The following is a 17,840-nucleotide window of genomic DNA, read 5'->3' as shown; positions in this document are numbered from 1 at the left end:
ACGCCATGAGCAAAAAAATTTATGTGTCTGACGTCACCCTGCGTGACGGCATGCACGCCATCCGGCACCAGTACTCGCTGGAGCAGGCAGTGGCCATTGCCCGCGCGCTGGATGCGGCCAAGGTGGACAGCATCGAAGTCGCGCACGGCGATGGCCTGCGTGGCTCCAGTTTCAATTACGGCTTTGGCGCGCATACCGATCTGGAATGGATCGAAGCCGTGGCCGACGTGCTGACGCACTCGCGCATCGCCACGCTGCTGTTGCCGGGCATCGGCACTGTGCACGATCTGGATGCGGCTTACAAGGCGGGCGCACGCACGGTGCGTATTGCCACGCATTGCACCGAAGCGGACATCTCGCGCCAGCACATCGAGCATGCGCGCAAGCTGGGCATGGACACGGTTGGCTTCCTGATGATGTCGCACATGACGACGCCGCAAGCGCTGGCGCAGCAGGCCAAACTTATGGAGTCCTACGGCGCGGAATGTGTGTATGTGGTCGATTCGGGCGGTGCGCTGTCGATGCGTGACGTGGCCGCGCGCTTCCAGGCGTTCAAGGATGTGCTGAACCCTGAAACGCAGACCGGCATGCACGCGCACCACAACCTGTCGCTGGGTGTGGCCAACTCCATCGTTGCCGTTGAAAATGGCTGCGATCGTGTGGACGCTTCGCTGGCCGGCATGGGCGCCGGGGCGGGCAATGCGCCGCTGGAGGTGTTCATCGCTGCTGTCGATCGTCTGGGCTGGCAGCACGGCACCGACCTGTTCACGCTAATGAACGCCGCCGATGAACTGGTGCGGCCATTGCAGGACCGTCCGGTGCGTGTGGACCGCGAGACGCTGGCGCTGGGGTATGCGGGCGTGTATTCGAGCTTCCTGCGGCACGCGGAGGCGGCATCGTCGCGCTACGGCATTGCCACGGTCGATATCCTGGTGGAGCTGGGCCGCCGCCGCATGGTGGGCGGTCAGGAAGACATGATTGTCGATGTCGCGCTGGACCTGGTGCAGCAACGCCGTGCAAAGGAGGCAGCATGAGCGCCGGATCGTGGCACCTGACGGATGTGGCGCACATGCCGACCGTCGATATCGCGGCGCTGGCGCAGCAGCTGGACAGCGCGGCGCGCGAGCATGTGGAGATCGATCCGCTGGCGCCACAGCACGGCTACAGCCTGGATCAGGCTTACGCCATCCAGCACGCATCCATCGCGCTACGCCACGCACGGGGCGAGAAGCCGGTTGGCGTAAAGCTGGGCTTCACCAGCCGCGCCAAGATGATACAGATGGGCGTCGATAGCCTGATCTGGGGCCTGCTGACGGACGCCATGCTGTACGAAGAGGGCGGCGTGGTCAACCTCGCTGATTTCATCCATCCGCGTGTCGAGCCGGAGCTGTGCTTCCTCACCAGCCGCGCCATCGATCGCCCCTTGACGTTGCTGGAAGCGGCGGATTATCTGGCGGGCGTGGCGCCGGCCATGGAGATCATCGATTCGCGCTACCGCAATTTCAAATTCAACCTGGAAGACGTGGTGGCGGATAACTGCTCGTCGGCCGGGGTGGTGGTCGGTGAGTTCTGCGCAGACCTGGCGCAGCTGAATAACCGCGGCGTAACGATGCGCTTCAACGGCCGCCCTGTAGCGCTGGGCAGCACCGGCGCCATCCTCGGCAATCCGCTGCGCAGTGTGGTGCAGGCTTCGCAACTGGCCAGCGCTTGCGGCATGGTGCTGCCGGCAGGCTCGCTGATTATGGCTGGTGCGGCCACCGCCGCCGAAGCGCTCCAGCCAGGCCTGCATGTCAGCGTTGACATCGGTGGCCTTGGCCGCGCTGAATTCCTGACGGGAGTATGAGCATGAAGACCGAAGCAAAACTGGTGGAAGGCAAAGCCCAGCCACGCGGAAAATTCCCGCACCTGAAACGTGCCGGCGATTTTCTGTTCGTCTCCGGCACCAGCTCGCGCCGTCCGGACAACACGCTGGCCGGGGTGGAGGTGGATGCACTCGGGACCACCTCGCTGGACATCCGTGCGCAGACCCGCGCCGTCATCGACAACATCCGCGACATCCTGCGCAGCGCGGGCGCCGATCTGTCGGACATCGTTGAGATCAGCACCTTCCTGGTCAACATGAACGACTTCGGCGGCTACAACGAGGTGTACGGCGAATACTTCGATTACGACGGGCCGACCCGCACCACTGTGGCGGTACACCAACTACCGCACCCGCATCTGCTCATTGAAATCAAGGCCATCGCCTGGCACCCTTTAAAATAAACGCTGGAGACAATAATGTATAAATTTGGCAAGCCGTTCAATTTCCAGCAGTGGATTGCGGAACACGCACATCTGCTCAAGCCACCGGTGGGCAATCAGCAGATCTGGCAGGACGCGGACTTCATCGTCACGGTGGTCGGCGGCCCGAATCAGCGCACCGATTACCACGACGATCCGCTGGAAGAATTCTTCTACCAGTTTAAGGGTAGTGCTCATTTAAACATCATGGACAACGGCCGCGTCGAGCGGCTAGACCTGAAGGAGGGCGACATCTTCCTGTTGGCGCCACACGTGCGCCATTCTCCGCAGCGTCCCGATCCCGACAGCCTTTGCCTGGTGATCGAGCGCCGTCGCCCGCAAGGCATGCGCGACGGGTTCGAATGGTACTGCCTGGAGTGCAACCATCTGGTGCACCGCATCGAGGTGCAGCTGCAAAGCATCGTTGACGACTTGCCGCCGCTGTTCCAGCGGTTCTACGGCGACGCCTCGCTGCGCGTCTGCCCGCAGTGCAATGCGCTCCATCCCGGCAAGCTTGGGAGCGCGGCATGAGCGCCGCGCCGAAAGCCAACCCGGTCATCGACATCCACTCGCACTTCTTCCCGCCGATTACCCGCGCGGAAGCAGCTGCACTCGATGCCCAGGGCGCCCCATGGCTGGAAATCCGCGACAGCGAACATGGCATGATTATGACCGGCGACCAGCCGTTCCGCCCTGTGTATTCGGCGCTGTGGGATTCCGCGCGCCGCGTCGAGGAGATGGACCGCTCGGGCGTTGATATCCAGCTCATGTCGGCAACGCCGGTGATGTTTGGCTATCGCTATCCTATCGTCCAGGCCTTGCCGTGGGCGCAGCGCATGAATGACTACGCGCTGGAACTGTGCGCCCACAACCCGGCGCGCCTGAAAGCGCTGGCGCAGGTGCCGCTGCAGGATATCGACGCCGCCTGCCGTGAAGCCAGCCGTGCCAAGGCCACCGGCCATCTCGGCGTCCAGATCGGCAACCACCTGGGCAGCCTGGATCTGGATGATGAAGGTCTGCTGACTTTCCTGACCCACTGCGCCAACGAAGGCATCCCGCTGCTGGTGCACCCATGGGACATGATGGGCGGCGAGCAGCGCATGAAGAAGTGGATGCTGCCATGGCTGGTGGCGATGCCGGCCGAAACGCAGCTTGGCATCCTGTCGCTGATTATGTCCGGCGCCTTCGAGCGTCTGCCCAAGTCGCTCAAGATCTGCTTTGCCCATGGTGGCGGCAGTTTCGCCTTCCTGCTGGGACGTGTCGACAACGCCTGGCACCAGCGCGACATTGTGCGTGAAGACTGCCCCAATCCACCATCGTCTTATGTGGACCGCTTCTATGTCGACTCGGCGGTCTTCGATCAGCGTGCGCTATCGCTGCTGGTCGATGTGATGGGCGAGGAGCGCGTGATGCTGGGGTCAGACTACCCGTACCCGCTCGGCGAACAGCAAGTGGGACGGCTCATACGCGAAGCGGATTTCACACCCGAACGACAGCAAAGACTGTTGAGTGGGAATGCGCAAGCCTTCTTCGGCATTTAAAAGAAAAGCATCACAGGAGACAAAATGAATCACAACAAGAGCGGCTTTTCCGCCATCGTGGAACGGGAGACGGGCTTGCATCGCGGCCTGTCCAGCGGCCAGATGTCCATGATTGCCATTGGCGGCGCCGTCGGCACCGGCCTGTTCCTCGGCAGCGGGTTTGCCATCGGCTTTGCCGGCCCCAGTGTCCTGGTCAGTTACGCCATCGGCGCGCTGATCGCCATGCTGCTGATCGGCTGCCTGGCCGAAATGACCGTAGCCCATCCCACTTCCGGCTCGTTCGGTTCTTACGCCGAGCACTATGTGGGGCCTTGGGCGGGCTTCTCGGTACGCTACAGCTACTGGTCGTCCATCGTGCTGGCCGTCGGTACCGAGGTGACGGCCGTGGCGCTGTACATGCAGTACTGGTTTCCCGGCACGCCGGCCTGGTTGTGGATCGTTTTGTTCTCCGCCTGCCTGATCCTGGTGAACGCGATGAGCGTGAACATTTTCGGCAACGTCGAGTATCTGTTCTCGACCATCAAGATTGCCGCGATTGTGCTGTTCATTCTGCTCGGTGCCTACATGGTGTATGCGGCGCCGGAGGGCAGTCCGATCGGCTTCAAGAATTATGTGGGCGACCGCGGCTTCTTCCCCCACGGTAGCTCGGGCATGTGGGCGGGCGTGATCGTCTCCATCTTCAGCTATCTCGGCATCGAGATGGTGGCGGTGGCGGCAGGCGAAGCGCGCGATCCGCAACAGGCCATCACCGGCGCCTTCCGCGCCACGATGCTGCGCCTGGTGGTGTTCTACATGCTCACGCTGGGCCTGATGCTGGCCATCGTGCCATGGGCGGCGGCGGGCGGCGGCAACAGCCCGTTCGTGATGGCGATGCAGGCGCTGCATATTCCAGGCGCTGCCGGCGTGATTAATTTTGTGATTCTGGTCGCGGCACTGTCGTCGATGAACAGCCAGTTGTACATCACCACGCGCACCATGTTCTCGCTGTCGCGTGCAGGGCAGGCGCCCAAGCGCTTCGGCATGTTGAGCAAGCGCGGCGTGCCGGTGGCGGCGCTGATGCTGTCCTGCGTCGGCATTGCGTTGGCCACGGTGCTGAGCGTGCTGTTCCCCGATGGCTCCTTCATGCTGATGATGGCGATTTCCATGTTCGGCGCCATGTTCACGTGGATGATGATTTTCGTAACCCACTACTTCTTCCGCCGCAGCTGGACGCGCGAAGGCCATGCGCCGCTGCCGTTCCGTATCTGGGCCTTCCCCTGGCTGACGATGCTGGGCGCTGGGCTGATGCTGGCGATCATGGTCACCACCGCCTTCACCAAGGAGTTTGCGATGACGCTCATGACAGGCCTGCCCTTCATGCTGGCCTTGAGCGTGATGTACTTCTTCTGGTACCGCAAGCGCTAAATCACCCCCGTTGTAAACGGTTTTTGATCCCGCAGGGGAGGGCTTCGTCCGTCGATTTTGGATATGAGAAAACGGAATATCTGGAGCCTAACTATTCATTTTCGCTTATTGCGACACCCATGCATACTGGGTTCAGCTACACAAGTAAATCAAGGAAAACAAGCATGAGACTGACCAAGCAAGACTGCATCGACATGGACCAGCGCGACCCGCTGGCCGCTTGCCGCGACCGATTCACCCTGCCGCAAGGCGAGGTTTACCTGGACGGTAACTCGCTGGGCGCGATGCCCGCACATCTGCCGGCACGCATGCAGCAGGCGATTGCAGGCGAGTGGGGCACAGGCCTGATCCGTTCCTGGAACGACGCCGGCTGGATCGATCTGCCGCAACGCGTTGCTGCCAAAGTCGCAGCACTGATCGGCGCCAGCGCGGATGAAGTGATGGTAGGCGATTCCACTTCCGTGAACCTGTTTAAAGCCCTGTCAGCGGCACTGCGTCTGAACCCGGGCCGCAAAGTGATCCTGACCGAAGAAGGCAACTTCCCGACCGACCTGTATATCGCCCAAGGCGTCGCCGAATTGTTTGGCGCCGAGATCCGCTATGTGCCATCCGATGCCTCCGCCGTCGCCGATGCGCTGGACGACAGCGTCGCAGTGCTGATGCTGACCCACGTGAACTATCGCAGCGGCCGTGTGTACGACATGGCCGGCATCACACGCCAGGCGCAAGCCGCCGGTGCGCTGTGCATCTGGGATCTGGCGCACAGCGCTGGTGCGCTGCATGTGGAGCTGGATGCATGCAACGCCGACTTCGCGGTCGGCTGCGGCTACAAATATCTGAACGGTGGCCCTGGTGCACCGGCCTTCGTCTACGTCGCGCGTCGCCATCAGGAACACGTGCGCCAGCCGCTATCGGGCTGGCATGGCCACGCGCAGCCGTTCGCATTCGTGAAGGACTATCAGCCGGCGCCAGGCATCAACCGCATGCAGTGCGGCACGCCGCCACTGCTGTCCATGCTGGCGCTGGATTCGGCGCTGGATGTATTCGACGGCGTCGATATGGCGCAGCTGCGCACCAAGAGCCAGGACCTGTGCGACCTGTTCATCCGCCTTGTGGATGAACGCCTGGGCGAATATGGCTTCGGCATTGGTTCGCCACGCGATCGCGAACTGCGCGGCAGCCAGGTGGCGCTGACGCACCCTGAAGGCTACGCGATTGTGCAGGCGCTGATCGCACGCGGCATCACGGGCGACTTCCGCATGCCGGACATTCTGCGCTTCGGCTTTGCGCCGCTGTATGTGCGCCATATCGACGTGTATCACACGGTGGACGTGCTGGCCCAGATCATGGCGTCCGGCGAATGGAATCAGGAGAAGTTCCTGACCAGGAAGGCGGTGACCTGACTTAAACAGCAGCACCACGCAAAGCCCCACATAAAAAAGATTTGACAACAATGATTCAAATATTAAAAAGGGAGTGGAGACATGAAAGTGAAACAGAAGGGATGGATTTGTACTGCAGCGTTGGCATGCATGGCCGCAGGACATGCGGCCGCCGATAACATCGTGATTTCCGGGGTTATCGACGTCAACGTCGAAAGCCTGGCGACCACCAAGGAAAAGCTGACGCGCGTGTCCAGCGGTGGTCTGAGCCAGTCGCGCCTGGAGTTCAGCGGCACCGAGGATCTGGGCGATGGCAACCAGGCCTTCTTCCTGCACCAGATGCAGTTCTCGGCCGATACCGGTGTTGGTCCAACCCCGCGCGAAAGCTATGTCGGCATTCGAGGCAACTGGGGCGCGCTGGCCCTGGGCCGCCAGAATACGCCGTCGTACTGGATCGTGGGCTATGCCGATCCGGGCTGGTCGGGTGACTACAGCCGCGTGAGCAACAGCGTGTTCTTCTACGCGCCGTGGCGCGAGAACAATGCGGTGTCGTACACCACGCCGTCGGTGAACGGCTTCAAGGGCCGCTTCATGGCCACCGCCGGCAACGAGACTGCTGACCATAATGGCCGCGTGTACAGCACGGGTGTCGAATACCGCAACGGCCCGCTGTATCTGGGGTATGTGACCGACCGCAAGGACATCAAGAACATCAGCACCCCCAAGCTGGAATCCTCGCGCGACAACTACATCTCTGCGGTGTACCGCTTCGGCGGCTTTGAGCCGACGTTCATCTACCATACCTACAACGGCTACTACGCTTATCCGCCATACGTCGGCTTCCAGACCAAGGGCTGGGATGTACAACTGGGCGCGCGCTGGAAGATCGACACCACCCACAGCGTCTACGTCAGCGCGGTAAGCCGTCATGACGACGTGGGCAAGGATCTGACCAACGGCGAGAGCATCCTGCTGGGCTACAGCTATCGCTTCTCCAAACGCACCGACGCCTATGTCAACTATGGCCGCGTGCTGACCAAGGGAAGCCCTAAAGTACCGTATCCGCTGACCTTCAACTACAGCGGCAGCGGCAACCCGGAACGCGGAACCCAGATAGGCCTGCGCCATTCCTTCTGATTCACTGAGAGACTGATATGAAAAAAACGACCAAGATTGTATCCCCGCTGGTGCTGGCTGTAGGCGCGGCAATGTTGAGCAGCAGCGCGCTGGCGCAAGCGCCGCGCAGCGGCCTGAATCTGCACGCGCCAGACGCGCCAGGCCCGATGCAAAAGAAGAGTGAGCTGCTGCCAGGCGAACCGCCAGTACCGGCGCCAGGTTCGTATGGCTACGACGCCAAGACCGGCAAGTTCAAGAGCCCGGACGCGACGCCGGATGCCTACGGCGCCCACCCGGTAGAAGGCAGCCTGCCATATCTGGACCAGAACCAGTACCTCAAGAACGTCAAGGTCGAGAACTTCTCGCCTTACGTGGCGGGCGCGGGCCACAGCTGGCAGGCCAGCTTCGACCTGAATGGCCGCCGCTATCTGTACGACTACGAGACCTGGATGTACAACCTGTTCGACATCACCAATCCGCGCGACGTCAAGGTGGTGCAGCAGAAGACCTTTAACACCAAGGGCGGCGAGCACCAGTTCGGGCCATTCAACGTCAAGTACAACAAGAAGCTGGACAAGATGATCGCCGTACAGTGCTACGAGATCTCGCGTTATGGCCTGGTGCAGAACAAGTACACCAACCCGGACGACGTCAAGAAAGCGCGCGAACGCAAGATGCTGCGCGGCTTCCGCATCTACGAGGTGACCAGCCCGCAGTGGACCGACTGGAAGCTGCTGTCCGAAACCTCGCTCGACCCCTACCACTCGGCGCAGGATCAGCCGCAGCAGGGTTCCGGCTGTCAGGACGTGCCGGCATATGACGGCGGCCAGTACCTGTTTGTGGCAGGTGCGCCTGACGATACCTTTGCCAACACCGAGTACAAGACCTATCTGTATGCGGGTGCGCAGCTGGCGTTTGATGTCTCCGATCCATCGCATCCAAAGCGCCTGTCGACCTGGTGGGCGCCGGGTTCGCGACTGGGCGAGGAAGAGGAATACAAGAAAAATCCTCGCGCTGGCAACAAGACCTCGTGGATGGGCGCGCGCATGCCGCTGTTCATTCCGAAACCGGTGGAGCAGGGCGGCAAGTACGGCTATGCGGCCATGGGCGGCTTCGGCTTCTACGTGATCGATATTTCGAATCCGGCCAATATGCATGCGGTGGCGCACATCGATATGCCAGTCAGCGTGACCGGCACCGAGGGCGATAACATCGACGTCAGCAAGGTGGAATCGACCGGCATGGTCTACTACAGCGGCTATCCGATGTCGGAAGACTGCTATGAGCCGCTGAAGGCGATCTACTCGATCGATGTCCGTGATCCTCTGCATCCGAAGATCGTGAACACGCTGCCAACGCCAACGCCGCCGAAGGAAGCGCCATTCACCGACTTCTGCCAGCGCCGCGGCAGCTTTGGTCCGAAGCGCAGCGGTTATGCGCAGATCCAGCCAGGTACGCCGAGCCCGCGCTACATGCCATATTCGTACTACAACGCCGGCATGCAGATCTTTGACGTGAAAGACCCGCTGAACCCGACCATCGCCGCCTACTTCGTGCCGAAGATGATCGATGCGGACCGCAAGACCACCGACGGCCAGACCCTGTCGATCCGCGCACTGCCTAACCCGGTGCACAGCATCTTCGTGGAATGGGACCGCAATCTGGTGTGGGTGTTCTCTAACCACGGCATCTACACCTTGTCCACCTCGGTGCTGGGCAGCCCTGTGATGGGCATGCCGCCCAAGAAGTAAGCCTGTGCTTTGCGGCCGGCGTTCTGCCGGCCGTTTTTTTATCCATAGGATTTCCCATGTTTTCTACATTGCGCGGCCGCCTGATCGGTCTGTGCGTGGCGGTTGTCGTCCTGTCGATGCTGGCGGTGGCGGCCGCGAACTACGCCTCCACCCGCAACCGTACGCTGGAGACGATGAATGCGCAGACGCGCCAGCTGGCGGCCAGCCAGGCAGCGGCGATAGGCGACTGGGTCGCTGCGCGGCGCTCACTGGTCTCGTCGCTGCGCCACGCGGCTCCGCTGGCGCAACCGCAGTCCTTGCTCAAGGCGGCGGCGCAGGCGGGCGGTTTCGATAACGTCTACATCGGCTACGCCGACAAACGCATCGCGTCGTCGCGCGATGAGCCGCCGCCTGCGGACTACGATCCCACCACGCGTGCATGGTATCGCAAGCCGGTCGAGGCAGGCGGTCCTGTCATTACACCGCCGTATGTGGACGCGGGACGTGGTGAGCTGGTGGTGACGTTTGCCGAACCGGCGCCGCAGGCTGTGCTGGCTGCCGACGTTTCGCTGGCCAAGGTCGTGGCGCAGGTGCTAGCGCTGCATCCGACGCCGGGCAGCTACGCCTTCCTGATCGACCGCGAAGGCCGCGTCATCGCACACCCGCAGAAAGAGCGCACCATGCAGATGGTCGATACGCTGGGCGCAGGCCTGTCACACGACGGCCTGGCGACGCTGGAGTCCTCCGGCGGCAGCGCGGCCGTCACGCTGAATGGCCGCGACGGCATCCTGTTTGCCACCGCCGTTCCCGGCACCGGCTGGCTGTTGGCGCTGGTGCTGGACCGGGCCGAAGCAACCGCCGGCCTGAGTGATATGCTGCTGACGTCCGCAATGACTGCCGTGGTGCTGGGCATTGCGGCGGCTGTCGTTCTGTCCTTCCTGATCGCGCGCGAACTGCGTAGCCTGCATCTGGTGCGCGACGCCTTGTCCCACATCGCCGATGGTGACGGCGACCTTACACGCCGTCTGGATGATAGCGGCCCGACCGAACTGGCGCAGATCAGCCGTGCTTTCAACCGCTTTGCGGACCAGATCAGCGACGTGCTGCGGCAGATCCGCCTCGCCAGTGACATGGTACGCATGGCGGCAGCCGACATCGCCGGCGGCAATGGCGACCTGTCGGCACGCACCGAGGCGCAAGCAAGTTCGCTGGAGCAAACGGTCAGCGCCATGCAGTCGCTGACCAATACGGTGCAGGGCACCGCTGCCAACGCGCGGTCGGCCAGCGAGCTGGCGGTTTCCGCTTCCCGTGCCGCGAGCAGCGGCGGCGTGGTGGTGCAGAACGTGGTCCAGACCATGGACCATATCCGCGATGGTTCGCGCCGCATGGCCGACATCATCGGCGCCATCGACGCACTGGCGTTCCAGACCAATATCCTGGCCTTGAACGCTGCGGTGGAAGCGGCACGTGCTGGCGAACAGGGACGCGGCTTTGCCGTCGTCGCCGCCGAAGTGCGGACACTGGCGCAATCCTCCGCTGCGGCCGCGCAGGAAATCCGGGAGCTGATCGCGGACGCCCAGCAACGCGCGGAAACCGGCAGCATGCTGGCGGGTGACGCCGGTCAGCACATGGAGCGCATCGTCAGCTCGGTGCACCAAGTGGCCGGGCTGATTGGCGCCATCAGCGCCGCCAGCCAGGAGCAGAGCGCGGGCATCGCCGAAGTGAATGGCGCCATCGGCTATATGGACGAAGTCACGCAGCAGAATGCGGCGCTGGTGGAGCAAGCCGCGGCCGCAGCCGACAGCATGAAAGAGCAGGCGGTGTCGCTCGCCAGTACGGTAGGCCGGTTCACGTTGTAGCGTCAGCCGGCATAGCAGCTATACTACTGGCTGCTATGACGACGAAAGACGCTATCTTGGACAATGAACCGGCATCGCTGAGCCACGCCGAACTGGAAAACCAGCTTGCGCTCAGCCGCATCCGCCGCCAGGCGCTTTTCGAAGCCATTGATGATGGCTTTTGCATCATCCAGTTCATTGATGGCCCGGAAGGGCCGCTCAGCGACTACATCCACACGGAGGCCAATTCCGGCTACGAGCGCCACACGGGCATCAGCAATATCGTCGGCAAGCGGCTGCGGGAGATCGAGCCCGATAATGCCCAGACCTGGCTGGACCTTTACGGCCGGGTGCTGCGGACCGGCGAAGCGACGCGCTTTGAGCAGGAATTCCTGGCCGTGGGCCGTCATATCGAAGTCTCCGCGATGCGCGTGGGGGCGGAGGAAATGCGCCAGGTGTCGGTGCTGTTCCGCGACATCACCGCGCGCAAGAGGACCGAGGCCGCGTTGCGCGAGAATGAACAGCGCGTGCAGCTGGCGCTGGCGGCGGGCGCGATTATCGGCACCTGGTTCTGGGATCTGCCGACCGACAAGTTCAGTGTCGATGAGGGTTTTGCCTATGCCTTCGGCTTTTCTTCGGACCAGCAGCGGGCGGGCCTCAGCCTGGCGCAGGTGGTTGCCACGGTCCACCCGGACGACCGCCAGGGCCTGCAGGCGGCGATTGACGATGTACTGAAACGCGGCGGCGCCTATGCCCACCAATACCGTACGCGCCGGCAGGATGGCCAGTACTACTGGCTGGAAGCCAATGGCCGCGTCGAGCTGGCGGCGGATGGCACGCCGCTGTCCTTCCCCGGTGTGCTGATCGATATCGAGGGGCGCCGCGCCGTGGAGGCCGAGCGTGACCGCGCGCTGGCGGCGCTGCGCGCCCTGAACGAGACGCTGGAGCAGCAGGTCGGGGAACGCACGGCCGCGCTGCTGAGTGCCGAGGAAGCGCTGCGCCAGTCGCAAAAGATGGATGCGGTGGGCCAGCTGACGGGTGGTCTGGCGCACGATTTCAACAACATCCTGGCCGGCATCAGCGGCAGCCTGGAATTGATGAAGATACGGCTGACGCAAGGCCGGATCGGCGATATCGACCGCCACCTGGGCGGCGCGCAATCTGCCGTCAGGCGCGCGGCAGCCCTGACCCAGCGCCTGCTGGCGTTTTCGCGCCGGCAGACGCTGGACCCCAGGCCGTCGAATCTCAACCACATCGTCGCCAGCATGCATGAACTGGTTTGCCGCAGCGTGGGGCCGGCGATCGCGGTCGAAACCATCGCTACGGGGGGCTTATGGAATACCTGTGTCGATATCGGGCAGATTGAAAACGCGCTGCTCAACCTGTGCATCAACGCGCGCGACGCGATGGGCGATGGCGGCAAGCTGATGATCGAGACGGCGAACCAGGAGCTGGACGAAGACGGCGCTCGCGAGTACGGCCTGCCGCCGGGCCAGTATGTGTCGCTGGCCGTCAGCGACACCGGTACGGGCATGACGGCCGACGTATTGGCACGCGCATTTGAACCCTTCTTCACCACCAAACCTGCGGGGCAGGGCACGGGCCTGGGGCTGTCCATGGTGTATGGCTTTGCCGGGCAGTCGGGCGGCACGGTCCGCATTGCATCGGAGCCGGGCCAGGGCGCCAGGGTCTGCGTGCTGCTTCCCCGTTACGTCGGCGAGAGCCTGGAGGACGATGCGCTGGCGGTGAACAAGCCAGCGTCGGTGGCTTTGTGGCGCAAGAAGATACTGCTGGTAGATGATGAACCGCTGGTGCGGACCGTCACCATGGAAATGCTGGCGGACCTTGGCTACGACGTGGTTGAGGCGGAGGATGGCGCGTCCGCGCTGACGGTATTGCAGGCCCACGCCGATATCGACCTGCTGATTACCGATGTCGGCCTGCCGCACGGGATGAATGGCCGCCAGCTGGCCGATGCCGTGCGTACCCGTGTACCCGAGGTTCCGGTGCTATTTGTTACCGGCTATGCGGAGCATGCGGTGCTCAATCACGGCCATCTGGAACGCGGCATGCTGATACTGACCAAGCCCTTTACGGCGGACGCCCTTGCCGCACGCGTGAAACAGCAGCTCGACGAGGAATAGCGCTTATTTCCCGCTGTGCTACCCTTGCGCTTCACTGGTCCTGTCCCGGAGGTGCAAGTGCAGAACGCCGCTGACCTTGAACATTGGCTCCGCCAGAGCGGGGCAACCCTGCCATTACGCGCCTGCGTCGGTCCTCTGCCGTCGTCCGGGGCGGCGCTGGTGCGCTGGCGCAGCGAGGAGCCGGATCACACGATCCGCACGTTGAGCGCCCATCCCGGCAGCTATCGCCTGGCGTTGATTATGGAGCCTCTGGAGACGCGCATCTGGCAGGACAATACACCCATCTGGGGCGGCACGGTCGCTGCCGGCCGCTTTCGTCTCTGTCCGCCGGGAGAGTCGGGCAAATGGAGCCGGCTGGGCGCCTGCGATATCGTCAATCTGTTCCTGCCGGTGGCGTTAATGGACCAGATGCTGCTGCGTGCCGACGCAGCGCCGGATGTCGCGCTGACGGCCAGTTCCTTCATGCGCGACGGCGTGGTGCTGGAACTGGTGGGGAAGATGCTGGATGCGCGCATGCTGGCCGGCCCCCGCGCGGACCTGATGTGCGACCATCTGGTCTTCGTGCTGGCCTGCTATCTGGCCGAGCATTACGCCAAGCCGGTGCAGACAGCGGCGGAAGGCCTGAGTGGCCCGCGGTTGCGCTGCGTGCTGCGCCACATCGACCGTCATTTGCATGCACCGCCATCCAATGCCGAACTGGCGGCGCTGTGCGGCATGAGCCAGGCGCATTTCTCGCGCGAGTTCCATCGCGCGGCGGGCGTCTCGCCACACCGCTACATCCTGGACTGCCGCCTCGAACACGCCTGCTCTGCCTTGCGCGATGGCGATGGCCGCATCGTCGATATCGCGCTCGATCATGGCTTTGTCAGCGCCAGCCATTTCAGCCGCGCGTTCACTGCCCGTTATGGCGTATCGCCGGTGGCATATCGCAACAGTCAGCGGTGCCCGTAGCAGGTTTATGCAAGAAGCGCTGTTTTGGTCATGCGCGCTACAGTCAACAAACTGACAATCAGTGCTCCACAATGACAATAATGGGAGAGACTGATGAAATCTGGATTGATCGCAGCGGCGCTGGCCGGCCTGCTTGCCGCCGGCGCTGCCAGTGCCGACACAATCGCACTGCGCCTGGCATTTACGGAAGGACGTAACGGCGCCACCTTCACCGCCAGGCATGTACAGGTCGGGAATTTTGCGTTGAGCCCCGATGTGCGCAAGGGGGCGGCGGGCACGCAATGGCGCGTTGTCGCACGTGACGCCACGGGCGCGGTACTGCATGAAGTGACGGTGGCCAGCGGCCGCCAGCGCCATATCGAGGCGTTCAACCCGGCCACCGGCGCAATCGAGGTTGCCGACACGGTGCCGCAGCAGGAAGGCATGTTTGAAGTATCCATGCCTTTTGACGCCGATACCGCCAGCATCGAGGTGCTGCCGGTGCAGGCGGCGGTGACGGGCGCCCGGAGCGCCGCTATTGCTACTGCTGCCGTGCCGCTGGCGCAGTTCAGCCGCGCCGACCTGCTCAAGCTGAACGCGCCATCGAAAGCCATGCGCGCGGCGCTGGCGCCGTCCGCCACAGCCACCACCATCGTCAACAACGGTGCGGCGGCTACCCATATGGACTATGTGTTTGTTGGCGATGGCTATACGGCAGCGGAAATGAATAAGTGGCATGCCGACGCGCAGAAGGTAATAGATGGCTTCCTGGCTGATCCCCTGTTCGCCGCCAATCGCAGCGCCATGAACGTGCGCCGTGTGGATGTGGCCAGCAACCAGTCTGGCGTGGACGAACCGGATCGGGGCATTTACCGTGACACGGCCATGGATGCCGCCTTCTATTGCTACAACATCGACCGCCTGTTGTGCGTCAACTCCGACAAGGTCTACAACATCGTCGGCTCCGTGCTGGCGCCGGATGAACGCGATATCATCATCGTGGTCGCCAACTCCACGCGCTATGGCGGCTCCGGCGGCGAGATCGCCACGCTGTCGATGGCGACCCAGTCCATCGAAATCGCGCTGCACGAAATCGGCCATACGGCGTTTGGCCTGGCGGACGAATATGACTATGGCACGTGCAGCCTGTCCGGCGAGCCCGGCGAGCCGGATGTGTCGATGAATGGCACGCGCAACGTCAAATGGGGAAGCCTGATCGCCAGCAGCACGGCGGTGCCCACGGGACTGGGTGCTTACCCCAATGGCACGGTGGGTGTGTTCCAAGGCGCGCAGTACTGCCCGAGCGGTAAATACCGTCCTACCGAAAATTCACGCATGCGGACGCTGGGTTATCCGTGGCATGCCGTGAATGAAGGCGCGGCGCGCAAGGTGTTTGCACAATATGGCGGATCGGCGCCGGGTGGCGTTACGCAAACCGGCACGCTGGCGAATGGCGGCTTCGCTTACGCGCCCAGCGCTTCGCCGGGCTGGGTGCAGGCCGGCGCTGGCAATTTCAGCTTGCAATTGAGCGGTCCGGCCAACACCAACTTCCAGCTATACCTGTACAAGTTCATGGCCAATGGCTGGGTGCAGGTGGCGGCCAGCACCGGCGCCACCTCCAGCGAATCGATAAGCTACAACGGCGCGGCGGGCTACTACTATGCCATGGTGAATTCCGTATCCGGTGGCGGCGCCTACACGCTGACTTACAGCTTCCCTAAACCGTAGGGAGAGTCGGCCGAAAAAACCTGCTGGTGGAAGCGCTCGCCGATGAGCCGCTGCGTGGCCGCATCCGGATGCAGTTCGTCCGGCAGCGGCAGGCGGGCGTTATCCGATGCGGCATACAGCGCGGTACCGTCAAGGTAGTGCAGGTGCGGATCTGTCGTCTGCCGCGCACTGACGATGTCCTGCAACTGCTCGCGGATGATGCGCAGCGTGAGCTTGCCCTGTTTGGCTTCGGCTGGCGTGCCCGCTGCGCGGAACAGCAGCCGGCCTTCGCGCAGTGCCGGCAGGTCGAACAGGCAGGGGCCGGGCGTGTCTTCATGGATCGGGCAGTAGATCGGCGAGACGAGCAGCAGCGGCGTGGTGGGATGGCCGTCCCGCAGCGTGTCCAGGAATCCGTGTACCGCAGGCACAAAGGCACGCAGGCGCATCAAGTCGGTGTTGACCAGATTGATACCCAGTTTGAGGCTGATAACGTCCGCTGGCAGGTCGCGCATGGTCCGTGCGACAAAGGGATCAAGCAGGGCGTTGCCGCTGTACCCTAGATTGAGCAGGTCCAGTCCGGCCAACCCGGCCGCCACGGCAGGCCAGGTGCCGGAAGGGCTCGCGGCGTTTGAACCCTGGCTGATGGAGCTGCCGTGATGCAGCCAGCGGCGCCTGTTGGTAGTGATGGCATGGATGGCGGCGTCGGCATGCAGCGCTATCAGCTCCGTCGTCTCATCGTGTGGCAGCCAGATTTCAACGGTCTTGAGCCCGGCGGGAAGGTCGCTGAAGCGCAGCATCTGCGGCTCGCCCGGTTCGATTGCGGTGCTGCCCCTGGCCATATCAATCTTCAGCAGCTTGCCGCCTGTGGTGTGGGCTTGCTGCACCAGTCGGCCGTCGATGTGCAGGTCATAGACGCCGTCAGGGCGCGGAGGCAGGCCACTGTAGGCGCGCTTGGTGGGCAGCGTTAGCAGCTCCAGGGTGCGCGCCTCGGTCTGGAAAGCCAGGCGCACGCCGGACGGCTGCGACGCCGCCATGGCCAATTGTCCATCCGGGCATTGTGCCCGCGCCCAGGTGGGCAGGCGATAAGGCAGCAGGCCAGCCGGCGTGGTGTCGATTTCTACGGCACCATGGATCAGGTCTGCGCTGATCGCGGTCTGGAAGGGGAGGGACATACGAACTCCTATTTGTGCGTTGGCCAAGAGCGCAGCAGCGCATCGAGTGCGTCCAGGCTGCGGTTCCAGGACGTTTCGGCGCTGGGACGGCTGTGGTCAAAGCTCCCGGCCAGTTCCAGCATGGGGAAGCCGAGGAAGAAGCTGCCCAGCAGGCGCATCGCGTGTGTGGTTTCAGTCTCGCTCAGCGCATAGCCGCGTAGCGCCGCCCGGGTAATGCGCGAGATGCGGATGCCGCCGTTGTCGTCATTGAACGGGCCTTCCAGCTTGTAGCGCGCTGCCTCGAATAATCCGGGATGTTCGCGGGCGAAGTCGCGGTGGACATGGGCCACCGCCAGCAGCGCATCCTTGCCGGCACGGCCGGCGACTGCTTCTTCGGCGCGTGACGCCAGCTTGTCCAGCGCATACAGCGCAAGGCGCGCATTCAGGTCGCCGGAATTTTTGACGTGGGCATACAGGCTGGCGACCTTCACATCAAAACTGCGCGCGAGTTCCGTCAGCGTCAGCGTGCTGAAACCGCGTTCGTCAGCCATGGCGGCTGCCGCTTCCACCAGCATATCCGGTGTGAGTCCCATGCGAGGCATAAGCTGCTCCAA

The 17,840-nt window shown here is 63.1% G+C and carries 15 protein-coding genes; 13 read left to right on the top strand and 2 right to left on the bottom strand.

All coding sequences use genetic code 11. The features are described 5' to 3' along the window. The first annotated feature begins 5 nt into the window (after positions 1–5). The 13 genes from dmpG to GTP58_RS23890 all read left to right on the top strand — a co-directional run bounded on the left by dmpG (position 6) and on the right by GTP58_RS23890 (position 16,096). Positions 6–1,034, top strand: a complete 1,029-nt coding sequence (gene dmpG / locus GTP58_RS23950; protein WP_161079591.1) for a 4-hydroxy-2-oxovalerate aldolase — start codon at positions 6–8, stop codon at positions 1,032–1,034. After that, positions 1,031–1,843 carry a 2-keto-4-pentenoate hydratase gene (locus GTP58_RS23945; RefSeq protein WP_229215721.1) on the top strand — a complete coding sequence of 271 codons (813 nt, stop codon included), beginning with the start codon at positions 1,031–1,033 and terminating at the stop codon, positions 1,841–1,843. Before dmpG ends, GTP58_RS23945 begins: the two co-directional genes overlap by 4 nt. 2 nt (positions 1,844–1,845) lie before the next feature. After that, the gene (locus GTP58_RS23940; RefSeq protein ID WP_072788486.1) at positions 1,846–2,265 is read left to right on the top strand and encodes a RidA family protein; all 420 of its coding nucleotides are present in this window, start codon (positions 1,846–1,848) and stop codon (positions 2,263–2,265) included. Positions 2,266–2,280: 15 nt separating this feature from the next. After that, positions 2,281–2,814, top strand: coding sequence for a 3-hydroxyanthranilate 3,4-dioxygenase (locus GTP58_RS23935; protein ID WP_161079590.1), 534 nt, complete (start codon positions 2,281–2,283; stop codon positions 2,812–2,814). Then, positions 2,811–3,824 carry an amidohydrolase family protein gene (locus GTP58_RS23930; protein ID WP_161079589.1) on the top strand — a complete coding sequence of 338 codons (1,014 nt, stop codon included), beginning with the start codon at positions 2,811–2,813 and terminating at the stop codon, positions 3,822–3,824. The genes GTP58_RS23935 and GTP58_RS23930 overlap by 4 nt, the downstream gene beginning before the upstream one ends. 24 nt (positions 3,825–3,848) lie before the next feature. Then, positions 3,849–5,228 carry an amino acid permease gene (locus tag GTP58_RS23925; RefSeq protein ID WP_161079588.1) on the top strand — a complete coding sequence of 460 codons (1,380 nt, stop codon included), beginning with the start codon at positions 3,849–3,851 and terminating at the stop codon, positions 5,226–5,228. A gap of 164 nt (positions 5,229–5,392) precedes the next feature. After that, positions 5,393–6,631 (top strand): kynureninase, encoded by a 1,239-nt coding sequence (gene kynU / locus GTP58_RS23920; RefSeq protein WP_161079587.1) that lies wholly within the window; start codon positions 5,393–5,395, stop codon positions 6,629–6,631. A gap of 81 nt (positions 6,632–6,712) precedes the next feature. Further along, positions 6,713–7,747 (top strand): porin, encoded by a 1,035-nt coding sequence (locus tag GTP58_RS23915; protein ID WP_161079586.1) that lies wholly within the window; start codon positions 6,713–6,715, stop codon positions 7,745–7,747. Positions 7,748–7,764: 17 nt separating this feature from the next. Then, positions 7,765–9,477, top strand: coding sequence for a hypothetical protein (locus GTP58_RS23910; protein ID WP_161079585.1), 1,713 nt, complete (start codon positions 7,765–7,767; stop codon positions 9,475–9,477). A gap of 56 nt (positions 9,478–9,533) precedes the next feature. Then, positions 9,534–11,315, top strand: a complete 1,782-nt coding sequence (locus GTP58_RS31740; protein WP_161079584.1) for a methyl-accepting chemotaxis protein — start codon at positions 9,534–9,536, stop codon at positions 11,313–11,315. A 92-nt stretch (positions 11,316–11,407) separates the two neighbouring features. Beyond that, positions 11,408–13,438: a response regulator gene (locus GTP58_RS23900; protein ID WP_373924777.1), complete on the top strand. Its 2,031-nt coding sequence runs from the start codon at positions 11,408–11,410 to the stop codon at positions 13,436–13,438. 57 nt (positions 13,439–13,495) lie between these two features. Continuing rightward, positions 13,496–14,389 (top strand): helix-turn-helix domain-containing protein, encoded by an 894-nt coding sequence (locus tag GTP58_RS23895; protein WP_373924775.1) that lies wholly within the window; start codon positions 13,496–13,498, stop codon positions 14,387–14,389. 93 nt (positions 14,390–14,482) lie between these two features. Then, complete coding sequence (locus tag GTP58_RS23890) at positions 14,483–16,096, top strand: M64 family metallopeptidase (RefSeq protein ID WP_161079582.1); 1,614 nt, start codon at positions 14,483–14,485, stop codon at positions 16,094–16,096. Here the strand turns inward: GTP58_RS23890 and GTP58_RS23885 are convergent. Together GTP58_RS23885 and GTP58_RS23880 are read right to left on the bottom strand one after the other, a co-directional pair. Further along, the gene (locus GTP58_RS23885; protein WP_161079581.1) at positions 16,075–17,247 is read right to left on the bottom strand and encodes an SGNH/GDSL hydrolase family protein; all 1,173 of its coding nucleotides are present in this window, start codon (positions 17,245–17,247) and stop codon (positions 16,075–16,077) included. The genes GTP58_RS23890 and GTP58_RS23885 overlap by 22 nt on opposite strands. A gap of 8 nt (positions 17,248–17,255) precedes the next feature. Continuing rightward, positions 17,256–17,828, bottom strand: coding sequence for a TetR/AcrR family transcriptional regulator (locus tag GTP58_RS23880; protein WP_161079580.1), 573 nt, complete (start codon positions 17,826–17,828; stop codon positions 17,256–17,258). Positions 17,829–17,840 lie beyond the last annotated feature (12 nt).

The organism is Duganella sp. CY15W, from assembly GCF_009857555.1.
Taxonomy (GTDB): domain Bacteria; phylum Pseudomonadota; class Gammaproteobacteria; order Burkholderiales; family Burkholderiaceae_D; genus Rugamonas; species Rugamonas sacchari.
This window is presented reverse-complemented; position numbering and strand designations above follow the sequence as displayed.